This window comes from Lysinibacillus louembei (assembly GCF_033880585.1).
Classification (GTDB): domain Bacteria; phylum Bacillota; class Bacilli; order Bacillales_A; family Planococcaceae; genus Metasolibacillus; species Metasolibacillus louembei.
This window is the reverse complement of record NZ_CP137624.1, coordinates 2,576,459-2,589,540: the sequence shown is the minus strand read 5'-3', so window position 1 is coordinate 2,589,540 and position 13,082 is coordinate 2,576,459. Positions and strand designations below refer to the sequence as shown.

Sequence of the window (13,082 nt, the reverse complement as noted above, 5' to 3'; positions counted from 1 at the left end):
AAGTAGCGCACTTGCCTACCTTTCTGACAGCCTTATTTTTATAGCTTCACTTCTTTATCTGTGATTAAATTACCATTTTGGTCAAATGCACGGAAGATGACTTCATTATACAAATCAAAACGATTAAATTTGCGAATTGATTGGCTTACTTTGAAAACATTTTGCCCACGATCAATTAAGTCGTAGTTGACATCACCGTTAACAGAGGTAAAACGTACTTGTACAGATGCTACATTTGTACAGTTTTCATTTAATTCAGCTGTCATAATGACTGTTGAACGTGTGACATCGACTGTTGCAGCGTTGAATAAACCTGCGCTCGTATCACAGCTTGCATCTGATACGAATGTTTGACATAAAATCGCATCAATTACTGCTTGATATGCACTGTGCAAACGTTCTGCATCTGTCGCATGATAGCTTTGACCACCTGTTTCAGAAGCAATTTTTTTCAAGATTGCTGTGTTAACATCTTTCGCTGGTCCAACAGCAATCGTATGAATTTGTATTTTTGCTTTTTTCGCACTATCAATAATGCGCTCTACCTGCGCATTCGATGTTTTACCATCTGTAATCAATACCATCGACTTGGCAACTTTATCGTCTGTTGTATAGTTGTTAAGTGCTGCCTGTACTGCTTGTGCCATGTTGGTATTGCGTGATGACAGCTTATCATAGGAGATAAAGCCTTCCATATTGGCAATATTTGTTGCTGTACCTTTTACAACTGAGCCTGGATTTGCAGCAAACGGAACAACGATATTGTTATTCGAACCAATTTGACGAATCAACTGCTTTGTTTTGTCCGCTGTAAAATTATTTGGATCTTGTTTACGCATTGAGCTCGATTGGTCAACAATGAAGGCTATTTCCGTTGCAAGCGTACATTTGTTTTTTGTAAATTTAAAGTTTGTAAAGATTTTTTGCTTTGTTGGCACGCCAATGATCTCTCTAAACATCTCGCGATAACGTGGATCAATATTAGATGAAACCAATGTTGCTGTCGCTGTTGATGAGCCATAGACAATGGAATCAAAATAACCAACAGCTGAGCCTGCATAGCCCGTTCCTTTATTATAATCTGTCGTGTTTGTATTGAATGACACAACTTTACGTTGTCCATTAAATTCAATTTCCGCTGTTCCTTTATAGTCCGTAATGACACGTCCACCCGGTGCTACTAAATTAACAATCACTTTCGTGTAGCGCTCCATTCCTTCAGGACGCTCCACAATTTCTTGGCTTTCCTTTAAGCTGTCTACCTTTGCATTATAGCCACTTAAATTCCCGACTGTATCTTTATAGTTTTTCGCTAAATAATCTTGATCTGCCTTGCTTAAAGAATCAAAGATTGCCTTAACTGCTTTTACACTGTCATAGTGAACCATCGTTAAATCATTTGTGTTTCTAGGGAAATACGTTAGTAAATGAACAATTAATGCATGGATTTTTGATTCAAATTGACTTGTAAAACTCTCATCCATTACATCTTGTAAATTATAAACCGCGCGACCTTCGCTATTAATGGTATAGTAGGCATTTACTCTTCCATACTCATCAATCATGCGCTCTATAATTTGTTCAAATAACCATACAGAAATAAGCTGATTATCCATGCGTAGCTCTGCATTTCCATATTGGATCGCATCGTCTCGAACACGACCATTAACAATTTGACCTGATGAATTCGTATAGTTTTCCCATTTAAATCCATCAAATGTTAATTCATCTGTATCATAGTCACGGATTTCAATAATACCATTCGGTGTAAATGGCACTGTTTGTACTGTACTGCCATCCACTTTCCCTACCGGTAATGCTGGTAATGGCTTTGGACCTGGTGTGACACTGCCACCACCATTTGGCTGGTCTGGATCATATACTTCGTAGGAAATGCGCACTTCCGCTTTTGGTACATAGCGCAATTCCACTTCGATGCGCTGATTGCGATAGCTGGCAAATTTTGTTTCATTATTATTAACAAGCTCAAATGTAATTAAATCTTTTTCTGATTTTGTTAATGTTGGTGCAATAATGTATGCATTTAATTCACCACCATCAGTGAAAATCGTTGTTGTGCTACTGCCTGCATTTTTCTCTGGCTTTGAGCCTGATGTCGGTGGTGATTCGACGATGCGAGCTCCAACCTTTGATGTTACTTTAAATTGCAATGTCGTATCATATGGAATGTCATTGCCATAGCTATCTTTTAATAGTATTTGAATAGCTGTTGCATCCAAGCCATTTGCTGCTAATTCCTCTTTTTCCACATTAATGCTTTGTACGGCTTTAAAAGCGCTCGGATTATTAGATTTATCATTTTCCTTCTTATCTGAAGGTGGCTTTAATTCTACTGTACCGTTTGAGCTAACAAAATTTAATGGCAATGTTACTTTGCTGTCGTCCTTACCAGACGGTGCTGCGCTTAAGCCTTCAATTGCAATGCCACCACTTTTTGCTGCACGATATAAAAATGTCACAAGGTCACCACGTGTAATCGCCTTTGTTGCTGCATAATCATCAAACGTTTTCTTACCTGTTAAACCTTTTGTAATTTCATGTGTATATAAATATTGAACTGCCTGCACTTCTGATAAATCAAGGCTATTCATTGCCGCATATAGACGAGCAAATTGCCCTCTCGTTGCATTAGCAGTGCGGCGTCCCATATTATTTGCCCCATAAATCGGCATGTTTAAATCGGCATAATATGTGTACACCATATCATGTGCATAACTGAAATGATAATTTTTATCAAGCTGTGCAATCATTTGTAGCATTTGCTGCTCTGTTACAAGAACGTTAGGCTGGAACTTACTTCCCGAAAGCTGAACTAATTTTTGGTCAACGGCCCATTGCGCTGCTGTATATTTTTCACTATTTTTATCAACATCCGAAATGGATGGCGCTGCATTCGCTGGAGCTGCTAATGGAAGCCACCCTGCTAAAAGTAACGCTGAGCATAAGATGATAATCCATGTTTTTTTCATGTTAGCCATGTAGCCCCCTCCTTAATCAAAGAATAAAATATCATCACGGTAGTTTTGTTTTAAATCATTTTCTAAATATTCAAGGAAACGCATCATAATTAATGATGCTTGCGCTCGTGTTAGCTTTCCTTTTGGATTGAAATTTCCTGTGACAGAATCGCCTGTCATTAAGCCTAGCTCTGATACAACATAAACTGCATCACGTGCATAGTCTGTAATTTTCGCATCATCACGATAGTTTGTTTGATAGCCTGGGTCTGGAGCTTTCCCTTCTAAACCTAATGCACGCACTAAAATGGCAGCTGCCTGCTGGCGTGTTAAAAAGCCATCAGGATCGAACTTCGTAGGTGTTATACCTGTAATAACTCCTTTTTTGACAGCGGATTCTAAATAGTTATAGTCCTTTGTTGTACGTTTCACATCATTAAAAATGCTTGCAGGTGCTTTTTTCCCTCTTTTTTCAGTGTCTTCCAACACACGTAAATCGATTGCTTTTCCAATGGCAATCGTAAAGTCATAGCGTTGCATTGGTGTATTTGGTGAAAAGAAATTCGATTGATCCTCTAAAATACCTAAAGAATATAGTTTTTCAATCGCATCTTTCGCTTGATGGCTCGATAAATCTCTAAATTTCGGAACAATTAATCGCTCTATACGAGGCATCATTTTTAAATTTAATGATACCGTGCCCGATTTTTTCGGCAATTTATAGTCATACTCAGAAATAATATCAGCTGCGCTATTTACAACATAGCCACCATAAAAGCTTGATAAGGACGAGGCATTTTCTTCATAGTTTAATGTGCGAGACTTTGATGAAGATACACGATTTTTTACTGTACCAATGGAGCCATCCTCAAATATCATTTCATACTCTGTAATTTGTGTTTCCGTAGCACCCCAGAAGTTTTCGTAGCCTTCATTGCGGCTATCCACATGAATCGTAATTTCGTCCGTATTTTTTCCGTTTTTCACTGAGTATGTTTTACGTGCAAGTGCATTACCTGAAAAATAATCGGATGCTGGTCGTTTATCAGTAACAGCACTTTTAGAAAACTGATAATCCGTCAATGTATACGTTTTATTGCCAATCGTCACTTTCTCTGTATACTTTGTAACTTCCCCTGTTGCTGTGCTTTGTCCAATTTGATCATAGTTTGTTACATCGTATGCATATGTAAATTGGCGCGCTAATTTTTCGCCGTTCGCTCCTGTTAATGTCAGCTTATACGTTTCTGTCAATTGTCCTTTTTTCTCCGATACGGATACAGAAACATTTTTATTTGTACCAGTAAATTTAATTGGTACACCTGTCAAAAATACATACTCTTCATATGTATTCTCATTTTTAACTCCACCATTTAAATCAATTGTGTTTGCCTCAACTTTTCCTGAATAAAAAACAATTGTAAATAGCAATAAGGAGACGATTGTGATTAACCATTGACGTTGCTTCATGCTTTACACTCCTTTATTCAAATAGCGAGGAGGCTGTCCAGCACTTGAACAGCCTTCACTATTTTTATTTCTCACTACTATTCATTTACTAATATTACATGTGCATCAAATTGAGCATTTGTGAATAACACGACACGATCTGATTCTTTTAACTCTGATGCTTTAATAACCTTACCGTTTTTAATAATCATCGCTTGATCAAGCATCACATTCGTCAATGAGCCACTATCGATCCATTCGCTATTTATCCATTGACTTACATCTTTAACATTCATTAAGCGTGTTTCCTTGCCATTGCTTGTCAATGTACGGAAGTCTTGAATGCGACCTGTTAAGACTAGCTGTGATTTTTTCTGTGATGAAGTCAGCACATGTAATGCTTGAATATGGCCATCCTTCACATAGAAGTATCCATATGAGCCTTCATGTTCAATTAAATCCATATTTGGCACAATTGAAATCACGCCATTGCGAACATTTGATACCATGTTTGAGCTATTGCTGTAAGCAAATGTTGTATCTTCCTGTGTCACCCAATAATTATTTTCGATTTTTTCTAGCTCATCAAGCTCTACTAAGTAATTGTCCATATCAACAAATTCTAGCTGACCAAAATATAGACCTTGTTGCTTTAAGTTTGGCGATGTAAAGCTATCATTTGTAATATTGACAACATGAGCAAAGCGACTAGCTGTCGCACCATCTGTTACCACGTAGGCAGAGCCGTATGCAGCTAATGTAGATGGCTCTACTAAACGACCATTGCGAATTAAAATCGAGCCTTCATGGAAGTATAATTGACCTGCATAGCCTAGCTGTAGGAAGTTCAGTGACGTATTGACAGCTGTTAATGGCTCGTAGTATGTGCGTTCATTATTTTGTAAAACAACAACCTTTTTGACAACTTCTTTGCCAAATTGCTTCGTTGTTACATAATAAAGCTCACTGTTTTGATAGTTTCTTAATTGATTTTTCGTAATTTTTTCATTGCCAACATAAATAGATGTATTATTATCGAATGTAAATTTATTCATCGCTGTTTTTTCAGAAGTGCCGAATAGCCAGTTTGTGAATGCATGTGCATTTTGCACAACAAAGGTATTCGCTGATGTATTGACTGTTTGTAGCTTGGCTTTATACACATTCGCTACTTGAACACCTGTTACGATAATTTCCATTTCAGAAATAATGGAAGTGGAAGGGCTTGAAAATTTTACTTTTACACGGTCTCCCTCATATAATGCACTTAAATCATGTGTAGATGAGCCTTTAATAAATTTCGTATTTTTATTGACATAATAATCTTGCTCTTTTGCACCATCCATTTTAATTGTGACGAACAAGCCATTTGGATCAATTTTTGTGACTGTACCATATTTTTGCTTGCTGCTTGGTGCAATTGTTCCTTCTTCAATTGCTGAAACACCACGCATTTCTGTTACACGGCGCAAGTTTACTTTTACCGTTACTTCCATGCCAGACTTAAAGCCTTCGATTGTCGTCATCGTATTATTAATGAAAAGCTTAGCGCTGCGGTCCATATTAAAGGTGCTACGACTGCCTCTGCTATTTTCCAATGTAACACCGCTTAACGTTTTTGTGACTGTACCATCCTTGGCAACTGTTTCGTTATACGTTGCTGAAACAAATGTATATGTTGTGGCTGCCTGAGCTTGCTGATTAGGTAATAGTAGACTCATTAAAACAGCAAGCGTAATGAACATTGTTGCTACTTTTTTTAACAATGTATTTCCTCCTCTTTGTTGCAAATTCCCTATGTAATGTCCATTGCACACAATGGACGTCATTATTATACAGAAACATCAATGGCGTGACCTAAGCTTGGATGTGGTGCATCCATTACTTCTAATAGCTGCTCTGTGCTTTGCTCTTGAAACTCCATTGCTTGCTTTGTCACAGCGATTGATACTTGCTGCATCAATTGTGCCTGCTTCATATTCATTGCTAATGCTGCGATATCCATTATGTTGACCTCCCTTATAGCTTTTTCACTAGGCGAATTTCATCGGTAATTGGTATTCCATTATAGCCCACTAACGGAATGCTTGGTTTTATTTTTCTTGCTTGTTTAACAGCATTTGGAAATATTGCATCGAGTTTGTAGCCTCGCTTTTGATAAAACTTCAGTGCATTTAAATTATCATTCGTTGTAACTAACGAAATCGTTGCTATACCCTGTTGCTGGACGAAATGTTCTACCTCTTTCATTAAACAAGAGCCAATTCCTTTCCCCTCTACAATGCTGTCTAACGAAATAACTTCGACTTCCTTTTCATGAAAAACATATGTCACTAATCCTAAAATTCGATTGTTTTCTTCAAAGATAAAACCGTCAAGATTACTACAATCATAGACACCTGAAGAGATAACCATTTCTGGGCTACCCCAATGCTCTTGAAAAAAGTCGATGACGCGCGACCTATTCTCTGTTGTTATTTTTATTGTAGACATGGTCATCCCCCTCCTCTTTTTAATCGGCTAAAAACATGGATTTTCTAGTATTTTCTTTTCATTTTAACATAAAGTGATATGGCAATCAGTGGGCATTTTGTTGCTATCTTATAAAAACTTTAAAAAAAGAGAAAGCGTGCAACGCTATTTTTTTAGTCTCAAAGTAGTGATTCGCCCATCAAAACTAAAATAAGGGACTTATCCGAAGTTCGGACAAGCCCCATTGAATTTTATTACATATAGCTCTCGATTTCTTCCCATGCTTGCTCAAAGCCTAAGCCTGTTTCCGAGGAAAAGACGATGAGTTTGTCTGCTGGGTCCATATCAAGTGTTTCTTTTACGATTTTTTTATGTTTATCCCACTTGCCTTTTGGGATTTTGTCTGCCTTCGTTGCAACGACGATACATGGAATATTGTAATGCTTTAAAAAATCATACATCATGCAATCATCCCCTGTTGGTGGATGACGCAAATCGACGATTAGCATAACTGCTTTTAATATTTCTCGACCAGTAAAATATTTTTCAATCATTTTGCCCCAAGCTGCTCGCTCTGATTTTGATACCTTTGCGTAGCCATAGCCCGGTACATCGACAAAAAATAGTTGCTCTTCGATTTTATAAAAGTTCAATGTTTGCGTTTTCCCTGGCTTTGAGGAAATACGCGCCATCGCTTTACGTCCAATCATTCGGTTAATAAACGATGATTTTCCGACGTTGGAGCGACCTGCTAATGCAAATTCTGGCAGTCCATCTTCTGGGTATTGCTCTGGTCTAACGGCACTAATGACCATTTCGACATTATGGACTTTCATTAATTAAAAACCTCCGTCAAGTGCCAATGCAAGTACTTCCTCTGCTTGTGACACAAGTTTAAATGTGAGCTGTTCACGAATGACTTCTGGAATATCGTCAATATCGCGCTCATTGTCTTTCGGTAAAATGACCGTTGTCAAGCCTGCTCGATGTGCGCTTAATGATTTTTCCTTTAAGCCACCAATCGGCAATACGCGACCACGTAGCGTAATTTCACCTGTCATACCGATTTCACGCTTAATTGGCTTATTGGTAATAGCTGACACAATTGCAGTTGCCATTGTAATGCCTGCTGACGGTCCATCCTTTGGCACAGCGCCTTCAGGTACATGGATGTGTAAATCGTGCTGCTCAAAAAAGTCAGCATCTACGCCAAGTTGCTTCGTTAAAGAGCGCACAAAAGTTAAAGCTGTTTGTGCCGACTCTTTCATCACATCGCCAAGCTTACCTGTCAATTGGATTTTACCCTTTCCAGGTGTTAGAGAAACCTCGATTTGCAGCGTGTCGCCACCAACCGTTGTATAAGCCAAGCCTGTTGCAACACCAATTTGATTTTCTTGCTCCGCTTGACCGTAACGATAACGGTGTTTACCAAGCAGCTCAACCAATGTTTTGGAATTGACTGTTACACGCTTTTTCTCACCTGACACGATAATTTTTGCTACTTTACGGCAAATTGTTGCAATTTGACGCTCTAAGCTACGTACACCTGCTTCACGTGTATAGTAACGAATTAAATCGATAATCGCTTCTTCCTTCAACACAAGCTGTGCTTTTTTCAAGCCATGTTCCTGCATTTGCTTTGGTGCTAAGTGATTCGTTGCAATCATCGTTTTTTCAAGCTCTGTATAGCCTGCAATTGTAATGATTTCCATACGGTCAAGCAATGGCGCAGGAATCGTGCTCAAATCATTGGCTGTTGCGACAAATAAGACATTGGATAAATCGTATGTTTCCTCAATATAGTGATCGCTAAATGTGTTATTTTGCTCTGGGTCTAACACTTCAAGCATAGCGGCTGAAGGGTCACCTCGGAAATCGTTGGACATTTTATCAATTTCATCTAATAAAAAGACCGGATTAATTGTTCCTGCTTTTTTCATTCCTTGAATAATACGTCCTGGCATTGCCCCGACATATGTGCGACGATGTCCACGAATTTCAGATTCATCACGCACACCGCCAAGTGAAACACGGACGAATTTACGGTCTAAGCTTTCAGCAATAGAACGTGCTAAACTCGTCTTCCCTACACCCGGTGGTCCAGCTAAACATAAAATCGGACCACGTAATGTATTTGTCAGCTGACGTACAGATAAATATTCTAAAATGCGTTCCTTCACTTTTTCAAGCCCATCATGATCGCGATTTAAAATTTCCTCTGCATGTGCAATATCTAAACGATCTGTCGTTTTTTCACTCCAAGGGATGGACACAAGCCATTCTACATAATTGCGAATCACACCGCTTTCAGCACTCGCTGCTGGCAGCTTTTCATAACGATCAAGCTCTTTTAGAGCGACTTTTCTTGTCGATTCAGGCATCCCAGCTGCATCAATGCGCTTACGCAATTCTGTAATTTCACCCATTTTGCCATCGCGGTCACCAAGCTCTGTTTGAATCGCCTTCATTTGCTCACGCAAGTAGTATTCTTTTTGCGTGCGTTCCATCGCTTGCTTTACTTTGTTATTAATTTTCTTTTCTAAATCTAAAATTTCCTGTTCATCATGTAAGCGAATAATTAAGTTATCTAAACGCTTTTTGACATTAAAAATCGCTAAAATTTCCTGTTTTTCTTGTACCTTTAATGGCAAATGTGATGCGATAACATCCGCTAATCGACCCGGCTCCGTAATATCAAGTACAGATTCAATCGTTTCCTCTGTAATTTTCTTTGACATTTTTGCATATTTTTCAAAATACATTAGTAAAGTGCGCATTAGAGCTTCTGTTTCAGCGTCTTTGAACGTTGGATCTTCCGATAATTCGACATCTACTTTGGTAAAATCAACATCGTCTTTATATTTTTTAATCGCACCTCGGCTAATGCCTTCTACTAAAATGCGTAGCGTTCCATTTGGCAATTTTAGCATTTGCTTTACAGTCGCTAGTGTTCCGATTTTAAATAAATCTGCTTTTTCTGGTGCTTCAACACGCATATCCTTTTGCGCTATTAAAAAAATATAGCTTTCATTCATCATTGCATGCTCTAATGCTGCCACTGAACGATCCCGCCCTACATCAATATGTAGCACCATCGAAGGGTAAACAAGTAAGCCTCTTAAAGGTAACAATGGTATATTTTCTTTCATTTCACTCATGCGGGATTCACCTCCATTAATAATCAATATTTTCTGCGACAGTAACCGCAGGAGTAATCCGTAACAACCCGCTTTTGATAGTATGTGTTTAATTTAACATCTTTATTTGTTATCGGATACGAATCATTTTTATGTACAAAAATTTCACGTAAATGAAAAGCTGATCATCTACTTGTGCTGATGCACGTTTGATGTCAGCTTCTGTTGTTACTTTAATAGTTTAAGCAGATGTTTTTTCGTTATTTTTTTTTAATTCAGTGCCATCTGCTAACAGCAATTTCGGCTCTGCTTTATCAACGATTGTTTCAGCCGTAATGATACATTTGACAATATCGTCACGCGATGGTAATTCAAACATGACATCAAGCATTGTTGCTTCGATAATAGAACGTAAGCCACGCGCACCTGTTTTACGCTCAATCGCTAGCTTCGCAATTTCCTCTAATGCCTTCTCTTCAAATTCTAGCTCTACATTATCAAGTTCAAGCATTTTTTGATATTGCTTTGCCAATGCATTTTTTGGCTCCGTTAAAATTTGTACAAGCGCATCTACGTTTAGCTGCTCTAAGCTTGCTAATACTGGTAAACGTCCGATAAACTCTGGGATTAATCCAAATTTCAATAAGTCCTCTGGAATCAATTGTGAAAGCAATGAGCCTTCCGTTTCTTCCACTTTATTCGGATTTGAACCGAAACCAATTACTTTTTCGCCTTGGCGACGTTTAATAATTTGCTCGATGCCATCAAATGCACCACCTACGATAAATAGGATGTTGGATGTATCAATTTGTAAAAACTCTTGGTGTGGGTGTTTACGTCCGCCTTGTGGTGGTACGCTTGCTACTGTACCTTCTAAAATTTTCAGTAAGGCTTGTTGTACACCTTCACCAGATACATCACGTGTAATCGATGGGTTTTCTGATTTACGTGCCACTTTGTCGATTTCGTCAATATAAATAATGCCTTTTTCAGCGCGCTCGATATCGTAATCCGCTGCTTGAATCAGCTTTAATAGTATATTTTCTACGTCTTCCCCAACATAGCCAGCTTCCGTTAAAGAAGTCGCATCCGCAATCGCAAACGGTACGTTTAAAATACGTGCTAACGTTTGTGCTAATAAAGTTTTACCGCTACCAGTTGGTCCGATTAATACAATATTTGATTTTGACAACTCTACATCGTCAATTTTAGCATTTGAGTTAATGCGTTTATAGTGATTGTAAACCGCTACAGCTAAAGCTTTTTTCGCGCGTTCTTGCCCAATCACATATTCATCCAAAATACCTAAAATTTCTTTAGGCTTCGGAATATCTTTGAAGTCGATTTCCTCTTCTACTCCAAGCTCTTCTACAACAATTTCAGAGCAAAGTTCGATACATTCATCACAAATGTATACACCTGGTCCTGCTACCAGTCTGCGAACTTGTTCTTGTGTTTTCCCACAGAAAGAGCATTTTAAATTGCCATTTTCATCATTAAATTTGAACAATTTGTTTCACCCCTATTCAAGCTTCAATCTTACAAGATTATTTGTTCTTTATCAAATATATTGACTGCCTTTATGCTTGCTTTATGTATATTATAAGTTATACCTAAAAAATATATGAGCAGTTATCACGTTTTTATATGTATATGTGATAAAACAAGGTGCAAAATTGTGCACCTTGTTTTATCTATATTTAGCAAATAAGTCGATTAAGAAATTTTTGCGTTTTCAACTAGTAACTCAACTGTTTTTTGTGTGCGAATATCGTTCTCTAAAACAGATGTACCACCTAATGCAGATGTAATTTGCTCTGTTGTCATACCGAATTGAGCAGCCATTTTTTCTAATTCTGCTTTAATATCTTCTTCTGATACTTCGATACCTTCAGCTGCAGCGATTGCTTCTAACGTCAATGATACACGTACACGGTTTGCAGCGTCAGCAGCCATTTGCTCACGTAAAGCTTCTTCGCTTTGACCTGAGAATTGGTAGTAAAGATCAAGGTTCATACCTTGCATTTGTAAACGTTGGCCAAACTCTTGTACCATACGGTCTACTTCTGTGTTAATCATTGCTTGTGGAATGTCGATTTCAGCATTTTCAGCTGCTTTTTCAACTAATTCATCGCGCAATGCTGCTTCAGAATCTGTTTCTTTTTGTGCTGCAGTTGTTTCTTTAATTTTTGCACGTAAAGCTTCTACGCTATCAACTTCTGAGTCTAATTCTTTTGCGAACTCATCGTTTAATTCTGGTAATACTTTTGTTTTTACTTCTTTTACAGTTACTTTGAATGTCGCTTCTTTACCCGCTAATTCAGTAGCGTGGTATTCTTCTGGGAATGTTACAACAACATCCTTCACTTCACCAGATTTTACGCCTACTAATTGCTCTTCAAAGCCTGGGATGAATGAGCCTGAACCGATTTCTAATGGGTAGTCAGCACCTTTACCACCTTCGAAAGCTTCATCACCTACAAAGCCTTCAAAGTCGATTACAGCTGTATCGCCTTCAACGATCGCTTCATCTTCTTTAATTTCAAGCTCTGCTTTTTTCGCTAATTGCTCTTCGATTTGTGCGTCTACTTCTTCGTCTGTTACTTCTGTTGGAAGCTTTGTTACTTCAAGACCTTTGTAGTCTCCTAATTTTGGCTCTGGCTTTACTGTTACTGTTGCAGTAAATGTAAAGTCTGCGCCCTTTTCAAAGTTTTCAGTTCCAGCGATTTCTGGGAAATCCACTGGCTCAATACCAGCTTCGTCGATGGCATTTGAGTATGCTTCTGGAATGATGATTTCTAAAGCATCTTGGTAAAGTGCTTCAGCACCAAAGCGCTTTTCAAACATCGGGCGAGGCATTTTCCCTTTACGGAAACCTGGTACGTTAATTTGCTTTACAACTTTTGCAAATGCTTTATCTAAAGCTTTGTTTACTTCTGTAGCTGGCACCTCGATTGTTAATAAACCTTGGTTACCTTCTTGTTTTTCCCATTTAACTGACATGTATATAACCTCCAAAATAAAATTGCTCTGTTTACAAACATAT

General features: G+C 38.2%; 9 protein-coding genes. All 9 read right to left on the bottom strand.

Annotation, left to right across the window (positions count from 1 at the left end; all coding sequences use genetic code 11):
• Positions 1 to 38: 38 nt before the first annotated feature.
• Positions 39 to 2,999 (bottom strand): vWA domain-containing protein, encoded by a 2,961-nt coding sequence (locus R6U77_RS12910; RefSeq protein ID WP_319835942.1) that lies wholly within the window; start codon positions 2,997 to 2,999, stop codon positions 39 to 41.
• A 12-nt stretch (positions 3,000 to 3,011) separates the two neighbouring features.
• The gene (locus R6U77_RS12905; RefSeq protein WP_293928597.1) at positions 3,012 to 4,448 is read right to left on the bottom strand and encodes an S-layer homology domain-containing protein; all 1,437 of its coding nucleotides are present in this window, start codon (positions 4,446 to 4,448) and stop codon (positions 3,012 to 3,014) included.
• Between the two features lie 77 nt (positions 4,449 to 4,525).
• Positions 4,526 to 6,193, bottom strand: a complete 1,668-nt coding sequence (locus R6U77_RS12900) for a hypothetical protein (RefSeq protein ID WP_319835941.1) — start codon at positions 6,191 to 6,193, stop codon at positions 4,526 to 4,528.
• Positions 6,194 to 6,258: 65 nt separating this feature from the next.
• Entirely contained in the window at positions 6,259 to 6,432 is a 174-nt protein-coding gene (locus tag R6U77_RS12895) for a YjfB family protein (RefSeq protein WP_293928601.1), read from the bottom strand.
• Between the two features lie 14 nt (positions 6,433 to 6,446).
• Positions 6,447 to 6,920, bottom strand: coding sequence for a GNAT family N-acetyltransferase (locus tag R6U77_RS12890; RefSeq protein ID WP_319835940.1), 474 nt, complete (start codon positions 6,918 to 6,920; stop codon positions 6,447 to 6,449).
• 233 nt (positions 6,921 to 7,153) lie between these two features.
• A complete protein-coding gene (gene yihA / locus R6U77_RS12885; protein WP_293928605.1) occupies positions 7,154 to 7,735 on the bottom strand; it encodes a ribosome biogenesis GTP-binding protein YihA/YsxC in 582 nt (193 codons plus the stop codon).
• Positions 7,736 to 7,738: 3 nt separating this feature from the next.
• Positions 7,739 to 10,057, bottom strand: coding sequence for an endopeptidase La (lon, locus tag R6U77_RS12880; RefSeq protein WP_319835939.1), 2,319 nt, complete (start codon positions 10,055 to 10,057; stop codon positions 7,739 to 7,741).
• Positions 10,058 to 10,277: 220 nt separating this feature from the next.
• A complete protein-coding gene (gene clpX, locus R6U77_RS12875; protein WP_319835938.1) occupies positions 10,278 to 11,546 on the bottom strand; it encodes an ATP-dependent protease ATP-binding subunit ClpX in 1,269 nt (422 codons plus the stop codon).
• 206 nt (positions 11,547 to 11,752) lie between these two features.
• Complete coding sequence (gene tig / locus R6U77_RS12870; protein ID WP_319835937.1) at positions 11,753 to 13,039, bottom strand: trigger factor; 1,287 nt, start codon at positions 13,037 to 13,039, stop codon at positions 11,753 to 11,755.
• Between the last annotated feature and the right edge of the window lie 43 nt (positions 13,040 to 13,082).